Source organism: Dapis purpurea BLCC-M126 (assembly GCF_050015975.1).
GTDB lineage: Bacteria > Cyanobacteriota > Cyanobacteriia > Cyanobacteriales > Microcoleaceae > Trichodesmium.
The window spans coordinates 1-17,000 of sequence record NZ_JBNHER010000144.1; the positions used below are offsets into that span (position 1 = coordinate 1).

A 17,000-nucleotide genomic window follows, 5' to 3' on the forward strand; every position below is an offset into this window, starting at 1 on the left:
TTTAACTGTGTTATCCGAACTACCCGAAGCAATCAATTCCCCATCCGGGCTAAATACTACACCCATGACATAACCATTGTGCCCAGATAAAGTCTCAACTAAAGTGCCATCTGTTTTCCACAGTTTGACTGTGTTATCCCAACTCCCCGAAGCAATCAATTTCCCATCGGGGCTAAATGCTACAGCATTGACAGAATATTTGTGCCCCTGTAAACTATTAACTTCTTTCCTTCCCTCCCAGTAAACGATTTGTCGCAGTAGGTTTGTACCTTCTTTCTGAATAGCCTCATCCTTTGTTACTTGTAATTTTTGAGCTAATTTTAGCACTTCCATCTGCACTTCTAAGGTAGAGTCTAAACGGCGTTTTAATTTAGCTATTTCAGCTCTGAGATTAGCATTTGTTTCTCCAACAACAGCCCGACGCCACTGCCACACCGCCCCCACCGCCAATAATGACACCATCAGCAAACCACCAGTCAACCCACCAATAAGTTTTTGCCGCTCCCTGTCTCGTCTTTTCCTACTTTTCTCAACATACCCCCTCTCTTTCTCAGTAATTTTTTGCTCCCCTTTTTCCAACCAACTTTCTGCCTCCTTTAACAAACCTCCTTGCAACAAAAAGTCATCCTTCTTTTCCTGTTCCCACTGACTCAAATTATCCCTTAATTTCTCTTGCCAACGTCGAAATTCCCAATCTTGCTCTATCCAATTTTTTAACCGACTCCAAGCAGTAATTAAAACCTCATGTATCAACTCCACAGAAGCTACATCTTTTTCCTTATTTGTCACCACCAAACGCTCGTCGGCAAACTTAATTACTAACTGCCATTTTTCCTTGCCAATATCTGCAAAAGTCGCAATTTTCCGAGTAGCAATGCGACGAACTTCCCCGGATTTTTCCTGACTTATAGGTTGTACTAATTGAGTAAAAATATATCGCGCCTGCTCTTTTTCCTCCTGACTTAACTGACAATAAATCTTTTCGGCATAATCCCCTAAAACTTGAGTCAAACCCCCAATTTCTTCATAACTCGCTAGAGAAATTACCCCATATTTTTGCTTTTTCCATAACTCCTCCAAAGCAAATTGCAGCATAGGTAAATGACCGGAATTTTGCCGATAATCTTGAATCATTCTGTTAATTAACTCATCGGCAAATTCCACCTCAAACTTTTCAGCAGGGAGAGCGATCGCCTCTCTTAATTCCTCATCATTCATAGGAGTAATTAACTTATCCCGTTCATCAAAAATCTTACCCAAATCTTCATCCAAAGCTTGAGACAAAAAATCTGCCCGTAAAGTCAAAACAACTTTCCAACTCTCTTGCCGAACCGCCTCAACCAAACCTGCTAAAAATGACCGACGTTTCTCCTCAGAACATAAAGTATAAAGTTCCTCAAATTGGTCAATTACCAACAAAATTTGACAACCATTCTTTTCTTGCACAATGGCAGTTAAACATTTAGCCAACTCCCCATAATTAGCCTCCAAATTTACCACCAATTCCAAAAAATCCAAATCATTTGCAATTAAATTAGGTGAAATTTTCCCCAATTCCTCAGCCAAATTTTCCCAAGGATTCTGATGAGGAAAACCAGGACGAATTTTCACCACAAAACGAGGTAAAAATTCCGTAGCTTGAGCCAACCATTGAGGAATTAAACCAGCAGCAACCAAAGAAGATTTCCCACTACCCGAAGCACCAATCACAGCCACTAAATTTTGCCTTGCCACCTTTTCCAATAAAGAATTAGTCAACACTTTCCTGCCAAAAAATATCTCCGTATCATTTTCAGTAAAAGCACTCAATCCTTTATAGGGAGATATCTGAATATTTCCTCCCAACTCGAACCAACGGGGAGGAATTTCCGCAGGATTTTGACATAAAACAGGCAACCAACTCACACAAGGAAAATCCTTTTCTAATATTTGTAACCTTTGCCGACTCTCCCGCAAAGAACTATATAAAGATAAACCTTGAGTATAATTTTCCAGAAAAAATTCGAGAAACTGCGGAGCAATAGCCACAGGTAAATTTTCCCGCATCACAATAATTTTCGGTAAATGTAAATCCTCACCTTCTGCTAATTGGTAAGCCAAACCCAAACCATCACAAGAATTAAAAATTGCTAATTTTAAACCATACTTAACAGCTTGTTGAAGATGATTTTTTATTTCAGAAATAGTCAAAACATCTTGACCATTAATTTGAATCGTACCAATACTGCCATTATCTTTAGTTTTGCCATGACCAGCAAAAAATAAAATATCCCAATATTTTCCCCACAAAGGTTCATCTAATTGTGTGCGTTCAGGTTCTATTAACCAACAAATTTCTGCATCAGGAATTAATTCTCGAATTACCTGTTCATCAGCATCAGTTCCGGCATTATCTCCCAAAATAACTAAAATTTTTACCTTATCTTTTTTGTCAGATTTTATTGTTGTATTAACTCGCTGAAAATTAGGAGAAGCGATGGAAATTTCAGCCTTCAGAAAATCCTTTAATAAATCCCATTCATGCCAAGGCAAACGTCGTAAACCATAATTTTCTGTTGCCAATAAAATCCTCGTACTTTCCGACTTATCCAAATTATTCCGAAGTAAAATTTCTATCGGTTGAAAATCGGGGGAACTCAACCAAATATTGAAAGTTTGAGCTAATAAATTAGCAGCATTTTTACAAGCTTCAAAAGCTTTATCTCGATCCGAATAATTTGTAAAACTACCTTTACGTTTTAAACGGTTAGAATAAAATAAATCTAAATTTGTATATAAACTTTGCCAATGACGATACTGCTCTAAGATTTCAGAATGTGGAAGTAAATGTGCTGACTTACTAGCGATCGCTAAACTAGGTTCATTTTTTATCGAATCTACATCTTGCCAAATTTCACCCCGCACCGAAAAACCCTGGTGAAATCCACCATCAATATTAAGAGTAACTAACTTTCCCATAACTGCTCCTAAATTTATCAGTTTTATAGGCAATTAAATTGATTTTAAAATTATCATGACTTGCACAAAAAATGAAATTATATACCATCTGTAGGGGCGAATCTCGTGTAGGGGCGAATCGCGATTCGCCTAGATATGCTGGTTCTGCGTAAGTCCTGATTATATAATTGTAGGTTAGGTAGAGCGACAGCGAAACCCAACAAATTAGTATTAGCGCATCTAAACAAAAACCTAACCCCCCAACCCCCTTTCCTAGTAGGGAAGGAGGAGAAATACTCCCCTCGCCTTGCAGGAGAGGGGTTGGGGGAGAGGTATTCATTATTTAACAACAAAGAAACCGGGTTTATTCTCCTGATGATTAAAATCACGAAATTTGCTCTATAAACCCGGTTTCTGGGTAAATCCTAGTAGTTGAGTTTCGTACCTTAACCCAACCTACTCAATGCCAGAATTTCTAACTTACCGAAAACTCAGAAAACTGTCGTACAAAAGGCGAACGAAAAGCCAAAACAATGTCAGATTTTGGCACACCTAAATCTAATAATTGTTGAGCAATTCCTTGCTCGGTAAAATCTTGCTGAATCCAAATTTTGCCATCTTTAATATCAACATGAATAGAACAACCATAATCCCGTTTTTCATTTTGCCAACGTAAAGAAATTAAGAGGTAATGATTTCTTTGTGAATCCAAAATTAGTTGTGTTTCATATTGTGAATCTTGACTATGATATTGATAGTGTTCTTTAACTATTTGGGTGACAATTTCTGGATAATTTAATTCTTCCATAAAACAATTACCTCTTCTAAAGGATCGAAAATTAGTAATTTAACTTGATAGGTACTTACAGAAAGTTGAATAAAAGGATCGCTAAAAAAATCTCTGTAAGTATCTTCAGTAATTGCCAGATATAAAATTCGTTCAGGCTGATTTAGCTTTAAAGCTAACATATAGTTCAGAAATTGACCAAGAGCAGTATGAAATTCTGCCAAGGGTGACATTGACAAAAAACTTTTAATTTCTACTGCTATTATTTGACCATCTTTTTCTGCACCAATAGCTCGTTCGCCACCTATATCTATGTACAGAGATATTCTAGTGCTAGGTTTAATAAATAGAGGATCGTCGGTGATTTTCCAACCATCTTTGATTAAAGCTGATTTAACAGCATGATGAAAAACGTCTTTAGCTGGCATAGCTTTAAAATAAATCTAACTTGATTAAATCACAAAATCCTCACTAATTACAGCTTCACCTAATACCAATTGTACCGTAAATTCTTCCCCTAATTCTCCAGTAAATTGACATTGAATAATCCTGTCTTCGCTTCTAGCTGTAACTTCTTGAAAAACTTCATTTTCACTTAAAACAATTAACTTCAAATTAGGAGGAAGATAAACATCATCCCCAGTCGGATAAACTCGTAAAGTTATTTCTACTTCAGGAGAATCATCATTTTCCCTGACTAAATTTACCAGTAAAACTACAGTATAACTCAACAAGTCGGCTCGTAAGTCAATTAACTTTGCACTTTTAATTTCTGTACTTCTAACTAATGCTAATTGTGAGGGCGTTAATAATTCATTTGCTGCCTGCCATCCAGTAGTTAAAATATTATCAAACCATTGGGTTAAATTAACCTGACTTGGTATGATTTCTACATCTATAATAGGAACACCTAATCTATCTGAAAGTAAACCTTGTTGATACAAAGATTCTATTTGCTCACAAGCTGATTGAGAACCTTTTAAATGCAAAATTATACTACCCATTTTAATTTCTACTACCCTAAGATAAGGGCATCCTGTTATCGCCCTAACTTTGTTCTCAATTTCTAACAATTGTTTTGCTGAAACATCATCAGGTATTCTAATTAATAAACTTCTTTCTTTTTCAAAATTAGGAGGTTGAGGCTGTTTTCTATATTGAGAATTAAACAAATGAAAAATGATATCTTGAGGATTACCAATTTCTTGTTTAAGTAATTTTTGTAAGCAAAAATGAATCCCTTTTTTCCTTTTATCATTACTTAGTTTAGTTCTGAGAGAATCAACTGATGAAATATCTTCCAGTTCAGCAACCATATCCGGAAGTTGTTTTCCTACTAATACCATTAATAAATACTGCTTGTGAAATTTGCTTAAGCCTTCTCCCATTGGTAAGTATTGGTTTCTAATTTTTTCTAGGTCAACAATTAAATTATTAACATTCCAAGCAGCTTGAGTTTCAGCATAAAAGTTATAATTAACTAAATCTTGAAGACACTTAGGATTACTTGCAGCTTGATTCATCAAATTTACCTCGCAACGTTTTTTTATAATAGTCACAATTTTACCATTGTTGTTAATAATGACCATTATTTAGGAATAATTTATATTATCAATTCGCCTTGTAGAGTATTAATTGTGAGGCAAAAAAAGTTTTCTTGAGCTTCACTAGCAAAATCTAATTTAGCTATTGAAAAAATCATCCAGGCGATCGCTAACTACCGATCACCCATACCAATAAAAAACAGGAGAAATTTAGATATGTCTGCATCTGAAATTGTTATGCACCAGATGTTTGCTGAAGCTATTGAGCACTATCATCCCTTTGCTGAATATCTTGGCTATCAAGAGGCCGCAGATGGATTTATTCTCTATTATGAAGGCACGAATGGGCAACAATATATGGCAATAGATACTGCAGGAAATGTGGTTAGAGACACCACTATGGGCACAACGAGAACAGTTGGTGCTTTCGCGGTGGGAGTCGCCATTCTCGATGCTCTGTTCGGAAGTTCATCTTCCTAGTTTTCTTCATCAAGATATTGGTTAAATGGCAAAGTTGTAAATACTTTGGCTACATTTTCGCATAACACCTCGGTTTTTCTTGTCAAAGTTGTGGGTATCAATGGACAGAACATATTAAGGATGTTTTTCCTGGTTAGCTAGGGAAACAAACCTGGTTTCTCAAATATTTATTCTATTTAAGGAGTTATTCATTATGAACAAATATTTTTCATTTATTTCTGCTACCCTTGTAGCTATTTATTCTAGTTTGACTATTACTTTACCTGCAATAGCTAAGTCAACTACAAGCGATCGCCCACAGACTATCCAAGTTGCTCCAGAAAATTTACCGGAAAACACTATTGCTCAGACAGGGCGGTATGCTTTTAGTATTATTTGGTTGTCTTCTTCTACAAGAAGGATTACGCTGAAGAGCGTTTCTACAGGTAACAGGTTTGATGTTTATTATGCCAGCCCAATTAGTCCAAAAGTTGGGGACATGATTACAGTAATTATGGATAATGGTAGATGGAATACTCTCATCAATGAACGCACAGGTAAATCTTCAGCAGTTACGAGCGTTCAAAGGAAATACTAAACTAAAACGAAGATAAACAGGTTAGATAGGGACTTACGCACCAAAATAACAAATCGGGTTTAGAGCGCTTTTCATTGTCAGTAGTAGGGATGTTCGCATTTTTGTTATGCAACGTCCCTACATTAATTAGGGTTAATAATATATTTGATATCTAAACTAAATCACAAAATCCTCAGTAATTACGGCTTCCCCTAAAAATAATTGTATTGAGTTGGGCTTAAAATTCCTCAACTATGTACTCATTATTCAATTGGCCATACAAATATATTGGACTCGAAATCAAGTTTGTTCAAATTAATCTAAAATTTGAGTATTTGATTATTAACAGTTCACTATGCTCAAACAAACCAAACCAATAATTAGCCTAATTCTCAGTTTATTCTCCCTAACTCCTATGATCGCCCCCACCTTAGCAGCGTCACCCCGTACCCCAGACAAAGAAGAAACCTGCGAAATTTTAGTCATCGGTGGCGGTTTATCAGGAGCGGCAACCGCCTACGAATCACTATTACTAGGGCGTACCGTTTGTATAACAGAAATCACCGACTGGGTAGGCGGTCAAATTTCTTCCCAAGGCACCTCCGCTCTCGACGAACGCGGCACCCAACGTAGCCTCCTATTTTATCCCCGTGGTTATCTAGAATTACGGGAACGCATTGAAGAAAAATACGGTAGATTAAATCCCGGCACCTGTTGGGTAAGCGTCTCCTGTTTTATGCCTTATGATGGTCACGGTATCCTATTTGAGATGTTAGAGGATGCTGCCAAAAAAGGTGGAGGCACATTAAAATGGTTTCCCAATACTGTTGTTAAAGATTTAGACATTTCTAATAATCAAATTAATAGAGCGATCGCCATCCAACATCAACCAGCAGCTAACACCCCACCTATAAACACCGAACCTCTATCTCAAATTATCGAAGATGCTTACCGCTACCAAAACTCAGCAAGATTTGACAAAACCATAATTCAGTTTGTACCCCAAGCATCCCCAGAAAAAACAGGTGGTGCCGACTGGTATGTTGTAGAAGCAACGGAAACCGGAGAAATTATTGCTCTAGCAGATGTTCCCTATCGTCTCGGTATCGATCCCCAAACCTACGTTGACCCCTCATCCCCCGTTGACAGAAGAGACTCCTACTGCACTCAAGGTTTTACCTACACCTTCGCGATGCAGGCAACTGAAACACCTCAAATTCATGTGGAACCGCCATTTTATTCTCAGTACGCTCCCTACTATAGTTATGAATTATCGAGACTAGCTAGTTTCCCCCTAGTTTTCACCTATCGGCAAATTTGGTCAGTGAAACCAGATGCACCCCAACCACGCGACTACAAAAAACGAACGATTTTTCCTGGTGACATTTCCATGCAAAATTGGACTTGGGGTAATGACTACCGCCCTGGAAACCGTGATGATAACTTGATTTACAGTCGAGGACAACTACAAGCTACAGGTCAACTACAACCGGGGGGTTGGATGGGTGGTTTGCGTGCCGAAACCCTCCGTCGAGGTGAAGAAAATGCCCTCGGTTATTTTCATTGGTTAGTTGAAGGAACTACTGACTCCCAGTTAGGAGAAGGAGTGAAGAAAAAATATCCAAATCATCTTTTATTGACTGGGTTTGATGCACCGATGGGAACAGCTCATGGGTTGTCGAAATATCCTTATATGCGAGAGGGCCGACGAATTATTGGTCGTGTCGGCAAAACTCATCCAGAAGGTTTTGCTGTGGGAGAAATTGATATTGCTAAAAAGAATTTTCGGGATAATTTTTATCTGCAAAATTTACCCCCAGATATGTTGCATTATTTGTGGGGAAGTGTGGCTGCTTTTGTACCCCCAGATGCACAAATTAATTCAATGAAAGAAATGCCTCAAAGAGCAAGAGCAACGATTTTTCCTGATAGTGTAGGAATTGGTCATTATGCCATAGATTTTCATCCTTGTATGACAAAAAGTCCAGCAGAAGCACCAGGTAATACTGAAAGAGCAGGTATTAGGCGAGGTCAGGGTTCTGCCTATCCTTTTCAAATTCCTTTACGAGCAATGATTCCCCAAAAAATTGATAATTTGTTAGTAGCTGGAAAGAGTATTGCCACAAGTTATATTGCTGCTGCTGCCTATCGAGTTCATTCTTTTGAATGGTCTGCTGGAGCTGCTGCTGGTACAACAATTGATTTTGCTTTAGAAAGGGGTATTTTTCCTTATGAATTAATTGATGATATGCCTTCTAAAGAATGGGAATTGGAAATATTACAGGGTCGTTTGCAGGAAAATGGCAATCCCACAGCTTTTCCTGAAACTTCGATTTTTAATAATACTTGGGATGAATGGAAATAGAATTTAAAGATGAGGTATTTGTGTTGAGTGGAAAATATAGTAGAAGTCAAAATTAAAGGTTAAGTTTTTGCTGTGACTATATTTGAGAATTTGAGAATTTCCTAACAGTAATGGTGAGTGCTATAAAAGAAATAATTCTACACTCATCACAAAATTCTCATATTCTATTCACTTAAAATTTATACCGTTAAAGGTCAGGCAGATATATCTCTGAAAAAAATAATCTTTAGAGATGTCTAATATTTTCAAATTTATTGATTTAATATATAGAATTTTCTTGGGTTGTGTCTTAACTTGGTCACTTAAAGTTTTGTAACTTGAAGTAAGGAAACTAATTTAGGGTGAGACGTACTAGAAACAAAAGCATCATAGTTATATCTATACTTTGGTTTTTTAATCGCGACAGAAAATGTATGGTTACAAGTTCTATTAATTGAAACTTGTCTAAATTTAGAAATTTTACATTTGGTTTGTAACATTTTTCTACCTAATAAAAAATAACTCTAGTTTTTTGTCAGTATACTTATCATAATTACTTATCAACTGTCAGCTTTTTTGTTTCCCAGATATTACTCCAGTAAAAATAAATCTAACATCTGTTAGTTAAATTCTGAATAAAGTTTGGTTAAGCTTCATTCATTAATTGATAATGAATAATGGATAATTACCTCTTTAACAATTGATAATGAACAATGGATAATAGATAATGATATATAGCATTTCCCAGTAAGCGTGAGGTAGGCTGCTGCAGATCCCCACTAACCCCCCTTGAAAAACTATCCCTTATAAGGAACTCCTAAAACCCTTTTTTGATAGGGGGATGGGAAGATGGGGGGTGGGGTGAGAGTGAGCGCATTTATTACGGCTTGCAGGAAAAAAAACGTGTTTTTAAATACATTTATTCTTCCTAAATATCCATTGAATAGCAAATTCATAACTTCTCTGTTTTGTAAAATTTTATGTTAAGAAAGATGTTTATAAAGTATAGCTTGAAAAAGGGGGACTTCTGGTTCTCCCCCTTTTTAAGGGGGATTTAGGGGGATCGTTGATGTACCTAACTAGAGTAAAAACCGCTATATAGCTATTATTGTTTTTACAATATAAACAAAAAAAATTCCTTTTAACCAATCCTCTTCTTTATAAAAAAAGGTAATTATTAATTATTAATTATTGAATGAGGCATTTTGGTTGCCAAAGTAATAGTAAATTCTGTTCCTTGCTCAGGATGAGAAATTACTTCAATTTTTCCACCATGTTGTTTAACAATGTGATAGCAATTTGTTAATCCTAAACCTGTACCTTTACCAACAGGTTTGGTTGTAAAAAAAGGGTCAAATAATTTGTCTATAAGATCTGCTGGTATTACCGGACCATTATTCCAAAAACTTACTTTAACTCGATCAATATCTATTTTTTCAGTCTGAATTTTTAGAGTAGGAACAAAATCTATTTGACTTGTTTGCAATTGAAATTTTGGTTCATTAATAGCATCAATAGCATTAACAAGTATATCCATAAAGACTTGATTAATATTGGCTGGATAACACTCAACTAAAGATAATTCTCCATAATTTTTAATTAATTTGAATGAGTCAAGTTTATGATTTAAAATTACCAGAGTCTTTTCAATACCTTCATTGAGATTAATAGATTTGACATCCGACTCATCCAGGTGGGAAAAATTTCTTAAAGACTGAACAATTTGTCGAATCCTTTCTGCACCATTTTTCATTGAAGATAAAATTTTTAAAAAATCTTCACTTAAAAAATCTAAGTCAATTTCTTCTAGATAATCTTCAATTTCTGGGTTTGGTTTAGGATAATGCTCGTGATATAAATTTACTAACTCTAACAAACTTTCAGCATATTCTTTCACATACTCAGTATTGCCATAAATAAAGTTAACTGGATTATTAATTTCATGAGCAACTCCAGCAACCATTTTCCCTAAACTAGACATTTTTTCTGTTTGAATAAGTTGGGATTGAGTTTGTTGAAGTTGCTGTAGTGTTTTAGTAAGTTCAATAGTCCGTTCTTCCACGCGGTTTTCTAAAGTTTTTTGAGATATTTCTAGCTGATGAGTGTATTCTCCTACCCACAAAATAAGTTTATTTAAAGAAACAGCTAACAATCCAACTTCATCTTTTGTATTCACAGTAGCTTGTAGGTGGAAATTAGATTCTTTAGTGACTCTTTGAGCAACTTCAGTCACTTGTTTTAAAGGATAAGCAATTACATGACTGATATAAATTGCTAAAAATGTTGCAGTACCTAGAGAAATAAAAATACTAACAATAATAATTCTTTTTTGTAATTGAATGACTCTATTGAAAGAAAAATTAGCTTCCAAATATTGCTCATCTGCTAATTTCATAATAGAGCTTAATTTTCCCGATAAACGCTCGAATTTTAGATCTATTTGAGTAGCTCCTTTATCAGTTAATGAAACAATAATTACCTTTTGCGCTTGAGGTACTTCCTCTGGTTTTAAATTAGGTGGGTCAATTTTTTTCCATAGGTATTTAATCCTATCTACATAATCGTTTGTGACTGTTGTATAGGATTTTAATAATTCTTGATATTGCCTAATTTCTATAGCTAAATCATTAGGATAACTATCTATAAAAATATCCAGCTCTTCTAAATTTTTCCTGACTCTACTAACATATCCTAAAAATTTTGCCTTCTCAAAATCAAACCAAATATTTTTAGTCAATGCTGGAACTAAATTTTGAGGATGGGAAGTCATTCCCAATACAGATTTTTCCAAATCATTCAGAGTTTTACTTTGTTTGTCTGCAATATTTAGTTTTTTTAGTGCCTGCTTTTCATAATATTCTGAAATTATTAAGCCTATAGCAATACCAATTACTGCAATACCAATTGCTATGGCATAGCTATAACCAAATTTTTTAGCAATACTGAGCCGGTTTAATCGATTAGTTATCCTATTGATCAAAAATTTATTTAGCAGTTTCCAAATTCTATTTTGATTTGGCTGTCGCATCTTATTGATTAGAGAAGAATTAACTTCTATATCTTGGAAATAATCATTTTTTTCAGATTGCATAAGATTTTTTGTTTTTATTAGCTAATGATGGGTTAAAACTAAATCAAGAAGACAAGGAAGGTAAGTATGCAAGGGAGAAAAATTAATGGATTGCGCATCAAATTAATCCTGACAAACCACTACATTTTTTTTGAATTTAATTAGATATACTTACCTATTTTTTCACCAAAACCGAAAATTTAGCACCCTGAAATGTCGGATATTTTTATACCTGTTTAAATCTCAAAAAACAGGTATTTTTAACTCAAAATACTCAACTTATTTTACTTATTTTATTTTCTCTATTCCCTGTCCCAAATATTATTGTGAGATTAAATCACCTTCTCCAATTGCTTTATAAACATCACGAATCAGATCGTAATCACTATCATTAGCAGATACCAATTTAGAACCTTTATATTTTTTTGTAGATTCTCCCTTTGCTAAGGCATTTATTAATTTATCTTGATTATTAACAAGAAGATTCTTATATTCTTTAACCAATACAGAATCTAAGTTATTACTAACAATAATTACATCACTAGGTAACAAATCAGTTTTAGCTATGATCGGAAAATCATTTTCTGATGCATCCTCAGTGTCCAGAAGATATTGATAATCTACAGCAGATCCTCCCCAAGCATCAACCTTTCCTTGTTTAAAATTTTCTAAACTGCCATTATCTCCCAACATGAGAATTTTCAGATCGGACTGAGGATCTAATCCTGCTTCCATCAACAGTTTTGTCGGTCCGAGATGACCACTTGTTGAACCAATATCTGACAATGCTAAAGTTTTACCTTGTAATTGAACAGCAGATTTAATTGGACTACCAGCAGGAACCGCAATCACAGCACGATAATTAGGGCGAGTTACTCCCACCAGAGGTATTGCATTTGTCCGAGCATTAATCACAACATATTCCGAAGGTCCAGCTAATAACAAATCAACTTGATTTAACTGTAAAGCTGCGGCGGCCATGCCAAAACTTTTAACTGGAAAAAACTCAATTTTGGTTGCTAATACTTCTTCTAGAGCAGTACGAAATTCCTCATAATCACGTTTTAATTTTCCTTCTTCAACAACATCTGTCACTGCAAATCTGAGTATTTCTGGTTTATTCTCTATTTCCGAGTTATTAGTCGTTGCAGAACAACTGGTAATAAATAGTAAAACAGATCCAAGAAAATTACGCCGTTTCATACTTTTTTCCTTTCTGAATTTAGCTGAATTACGGAGTTACATAATAAATAATTATTGATGCTCCCTGTTACAATCTTACCTAAAAATCAAGGTATAAAGCATCCCCATTTATGGAGAAAAAGGTGTCGATTGCGGAGCATGACCTAGGCGCTATATCAAATCGACCAAGAGAAAAAAAAATCTTTTTAGCCCAATTATTCTATTATAGAAGAGGTAATTATTAATTGTTGAACTATTCCCTAAAATATATAACTTTTTACTTGAATTAAATGTAATAATTGTTGTGTTTAACTTGCTGTGGAAATAAGAATTACCAAAATTACAATTTACTTGTGAACAACCAGAGATTAAGGTCCAATCAAATCACCTTCTCCAATTGCCTTATAAACATCACGAATCAAGTCGTAATCAGTATCATTAGCAACTATAAGTTCAGAAGTCTTATATTTCTTTGTAGATTTTCCCTCTGCTAAAGCTGTGACTAATTGTTTTTGATTGTTAATAATCATATTTTTATACTCTTCAACTACTTGAGAATCTAGTTTATTACTAACAATAATTATATCACTAGGTAACAAAGTACTTTTAGCTATGATCGGAAAATCATTTTCTGATGCCTTCTCTGTTTTGAGGAGAAAATCATAGTCTGAAGTAGAGCCTCCCCAGGCATCAACCTTTCCTTGTTTAAAACTTTCTAGACTGCCATCATCTCCCAACATGAGAATTTTCAAATCAGACTTAGGATCTAATCCTGCATTCATTAGTAATTTAGTTACCCCTAAATGACCACCTGTAGAACCGATATATGACATCGCTATAGTTTTACCTTTTAGTTGCGCAACAGATTTAATCGGACTATCAGAATTAACTACAATCACAGAATGATAATTAGGGCGAGTCACTCCCACCAGAGGTATTGCATTTGTCCGAGCATTAATCACAACATATTCTGATGGCCCAGCTAATACTAAATCTACTTGATTTAACTGTAAAGCTACTGTAGCTGCGATATAACTCTCAACTGGAACAAACTCAATTTTTGTTGCTAATACTTCTTCTAGAAGAACACGAAATGGTTCATAATCACTCAACTTTTCTTCACCAACAACATCTGTTACTGCAAACCTTAGTATTTCTGGTTTATTTACTATTTTTGAGCTAGTCATATTATCATTTTTCATTGCAGAACAACTGGTAATTAATAGTAAAATGTACCCAAGAAAATTACGCCGTCTCATATATTTTGTGTCAGTATAATTTAGCTGAATTACTAAGTTATATAATAACATTATTTAAATTTTTAACCTACCTTTAACCTAATGGCAAACTTTTTTTAAATGTTACTTAATTCTTTGAGGATATTATAGGCAAGAAAAATATCAAAATTTCCCAAAATACATGGAACCAATTCAACTACAAATTCTTCATGCTGCTGACCAAGAAGGCGGTATTCCAGCAATTGAAGATGCTGTTAATTTTTCTGCAGTAATTAACGCTCTCGAAAATGATTTTGATAATACTTTAAAATTATCTTCTGGAGATATTTATATTCCCGGACCATTCTTTAATGCTAGTGATGAACTTTATGATGAAGCAGGCATTGGTGATATTTTAATTAATAATGCTCTTGGGTTTCAAGCAGTTGCTTTTGGTAACCATGAATTTGACCAAGGAACAGGAACTATTGCTAATCTAATTACAGCCAACCCTGAAATTACAGGACCAGGAATTGGTGGTGATGGTTTTCTAGGTACTCAGTTCCCCTATCTCAGCACTAATCTTGACTTTGGTCCTGATGAAAATCTTGCTGATTTTGTTGTAGCAGACGGCGGAGTGCCCCAACCTAATACAATTTCAGGTAGCATTGTTATTGAAGTAGGTGGGGAAGAAATAGGTATTATCGGTGCAACCACCCCTGCCTTACCTTCCATTTCTTCTTCTGGTGATGTTGTTGTCTCACCCTCAGACAGTAATGATATTGAAGCTTTAGCGGAAATTATTCAAGAAACAGTAGATGAATTAACTGCCACAGGTATTAACAAAGTGATTCTGCTAACCCACATGCAGCAGATTAGCATCGATCAAGAATTAGCAGAACGTCTGACAGATGTTGATGTAATCATTGCTGGAGGTTCCAACACTCTCCTCGCTGCAGAAGACGACATTCTACGAGATGGAGACCAAGATCAAGGTCAATATCCCCTCGAACTAACATCCGCTAGTGATGAACCTGTATTAGTTATTAATAGCGACGGCAACTATAGATATGTTGGTCGCCTCATCGCTGACTTTGACGAAAATGGTATTATTACTAGTTTTGATGAAGATTTAAGTGGTGCTTATGCTACTGATGATGAGGGAGTTGACCGAGCTTTTGGGGAAGATGTCGAGCCAGAAGATGAAGCCGATCCTACAGTAGTAGCTGTGACAAATGCTATTAATGAAAATATTGCTGAGAGAGACGGTAATATTTTCGGTTCTACAGGTGTATTCCTCAACGGTACAAGAGGAAATGTCCGCACCGAAGAAACTAACTTAGGAAATCTCACGGCAGATGCAAATTTATTTGTTGCTCAACAATATGAATCTGATGTAGTAGTCTCCATTAAAAATGGTGGCGGTATCCGCGACAACATAGGTCAGTCATTTATTCCTCCTGGCGGTACTTCAGATGATTTAGTGCAGTTGCCTCCTACTGGAAATGAATTTGTAGGTAAAGAAGAAGGGCAAATTTCTCAGCTAGATATTGAGAATACCCTCCGCTTCAATAACGAACTAACTCTACTAACAGTTACAGCAGAAGAACTAAAACAAATTCTTGAGCATGGTGTAGCAGCAACCGCAGATGGTGCAACACCAGGTCAGTTTCCCCAAGTAGGTGGTCTGAATTTCAGTTTTGATGCCACTCGCCAAGCTATCGAATTTGGTGAAGATGCTGATGGAAATCTTACAGGTGTTGCAACTAATGGAGAGCGCGTCAGGAGTCTGGCAATTACAGATGAGAATGGAGCGATCGCTGATGTTGTAGTTCGCAATGGTGAAATAGTTGGAAACCCAGACCGAGAAATTCGCCTAGTGACTCTCAATTTCCTTGCAGGTGGAGGCGATAATTATCCTTTCCCACTGTTTGGCGAAAATCAAGTTGAATTAGTAGATGAAGCTTTACCAGCAGGTGCAACTAACAATGCTAACTTCACTGATAACGGTTCCGAACAAGATGCCCTAGCTGAGTTTCTGTCAGAAAATTTCCCCATTAATGGTAATTCTACTTTTGGCGGTACAGACGTTTCTCCAGAGCGAGACAGACGAATTCAGAATTTGTCTGTGCAAGATGATAGTGTCTTAGTTATTCGAGGCCGTCGTACTAACGATCGCCTCGCCGGAGAAGATACGGACGATACTCTTCGTGGTGGCCGCGGTAATGACTCCATGTTTGGTGGTGGTAGTGATGATATCTTAAATGGTGGCCTTGGTTCAGACCGCTTATTTGGTGGTGATGGTGACGATACTCTCAGGGGTGGTCAAGGACGCGATCGCCTCAATGGTGGTTCTGGAGACGATGTGATGACTGGTGGTGCAAGTAGAGATCGTTTTATCTTTAACACAAATCGCGCTTATAGTCAAGATGATTTAGGTCAAGATACCATTACTGATTTTAATCCGCAGCGGGATATTATTCTTCTAGACAGAGATACTTTCACTGCTATTGAGGATGGAGCTAATTTTGACGAAATATTTGCTACTGTCACCAGTGATGCTGCTGCTGCTATTAACGATGTTGTAATTGTTTACAATACCAGTAACGGTAATTTATTCTATAACCAGAATGGTAATGGTGCAGGGTTAGGTAGTGGCGGTTTATTCGTCACTCTGGAAAATGCACCCACACTTGATGCTGATAATTTTATTTTTAGAGGATAAAATTATTCTTCTTCCTAATATAGGACTGAGAGCAATACTACGAATAGGCTGGTAGTTGGACTTTAGTCCATCTTCTTGAATATCGGGCTGAAGCCCTACTACAAACAGGTTGGTAGTTGGACTTTAGTCCATCTTCTTGAATATCGGGCTGAAGCCCT

General features: G+C 36.0%; 11 protein-coding genes. 4 read left to right on the top strand and 7 right to left on the bottom strand.

Annotation, left to right across the window (positions count from 1 at the left end; genetic code table 11):
* From ACP6PL_RS12700 to ACP6PL_RS12715, 4 genes are all read right to left on the bottom strand, one after another.
* Positions 1-2,991, bottom strand: a 2,991-nt coding sequence (locus ACP6PL_RS12700) for an nSTAND1 domain-containing NTPase (RefSeq protein WP_426545628.1), incomplete at its 3' end; no start/stop codon positions are given.
* Between the two features lie 421 nt (positions 2,992-3,412).
* Positions 3,413-3,745, bottom strand: a complete 333-nt coding sequence (locus tag ACP6PL_RS12705; RefSeq protein ID WP_426545629.1) for a XisI protein — start codon at positions 3,743-3,745, stop codon at positions 3,413-3,415.
* On the bottom strand, positions 3,733-4,152 hold the full coding sequence (locus ACP6PL_RS12710) for a XisH family protein (protein WP_426545630.1): 420 nt from the start codon (positions 4,150-4,152) through the stop codon (positions 3,733-3,735). The genes ACP6PL_RS12705 and ACP6PL_RS12710 overlap by 13 nt, the downstream gene beginning before the upstream one ends.
* A 24-nt stretch (positions 4,153-4,176) precedes the next feature.
* Entirely contained in the window at positions 4,177-5,283 is a 1,107-nt protein-coding gene (locus ACP6PL_RS12715; protein WP_426545631.1) for a DUF1822 family protein, read from the bottom strand.
* A gap of 201 nt (positions 5,284-5,484) precedes the next feature.
* On the opposite strand from ACP6PL_RS12715, the gene ACP6PL_RS12720 reads away from it, so the two are divergent.
* From ACP6PL_RS12720 to ACP6PL_RS12730, 3 genes are all read left to right on the top strand, one after another.
* The gene (locus ACP6PL_RS12720) at positions 5,485-5,748 is read left to right on the top strand and encodes a hypothetical protein (protein WP_426545632.1); all 264 of its coding nucleotides are present in this window, start codon (positions 5,485-5,487) and stop codon (positions 5,746-5,748) included.
* Between the two features lie 193 nt (positions 5,749-5,941).
* Positions 5,942-6,325, top strand: a complete 384-nt coding sequence (locus tag ACP6PL_RS12725) for a hypothetical protein (protein ID WP_426545633.1) — start codon at positions 5,942-5,944, stop codon at positions 6,323-6,325.
* Between the two features lie 334 nt (positions 6,326-6,659).
* Positions 6,660-8,669 (top strand): FAD-dependent oxidoreductase, encoded by a 2,010-nt coding sequence (locus ACP6PL_RS12730; protein WP_426545634.1) that lies wholly within the window; start codon positions 6,660-6,662, stop codon positions 8,667-8,669.
* A gap of 1,156 nt (positions 8,670-9,825) precedes the next feature.
* Here the strand turns inward: ACP6PL_RS12730 and ACP6PL_RS12735 are convergent.
* The 3 genes from ACP6PL_RS12735 to ACP6PL_RS12745 all read right to left on the bottom strand — a co-directional run bounded on the left by ACP6PL_RS12735 (position 9,826) and on the right by ACP6PL_RS12745 (position 14,159).
* Positions 9,826-11,739 (bottom strand): HAMP domain-containing sensor histidine kinase, encoded by a 1,914-nt coding sequence (locus tag ACP6PL_RS12735; RefSeq protein ID WP_426545635.1) that lies wholly within the window; start codon positions 11,737-11,739, stop codon positions 9,826-9,828.
* A gap of 300 nt (positions 11,740-12,039) precedes the next feature.
* The gene (phnD, locus tag ACP6PL_RS12740; protein ID WP_426545636.1) at positions 12,040-12,921 is read right to left on the bottom strand and encodes a phosphate/phosphite/phosphonate ABC transporter substrate-binding protein; all 882 of its coding nucleotides are present in this window, start codon (positions 12,919-12,921) and stop codon (positions 12,040-12,042) included.
* Between the two features lie 347 nt (positions 12,922-13,268).
* Positions 13,269-14,159, bottom strand: coding sequence for a phosphate/phosphite/phosphonate ABC transporter substrate-binding protein (locus ACP6PL_RS12745; RefSeq protein ID WP_426545637.1), 891 nt, complete (start codon positions 14,157-14,159; stop codon positions 13,269-13,271).
* Between the two features lie 160 nt (positions 14,160-14,319).
* Between ACP6PL_RS12745 and ACP6PL_RS12750 the strand changes: the two genes are divergently transcribed.
* Positions 14,320-16,842 carry a 5'-nucleotidase C-terminal domain-containing protein gene (locus tag ACP6PL_RS12750; RefSeq protein WP_426545638.1) on the top strand — a complete coding sequence of 841 codons (2,523 nt, stop codon included), beginning with the start codon at positions 14,320-14,322 and terminating at the stop codon, positions 16,840-16,842.
* Positions 16,843-17,000: the final 158 nt, after the last annotated feature.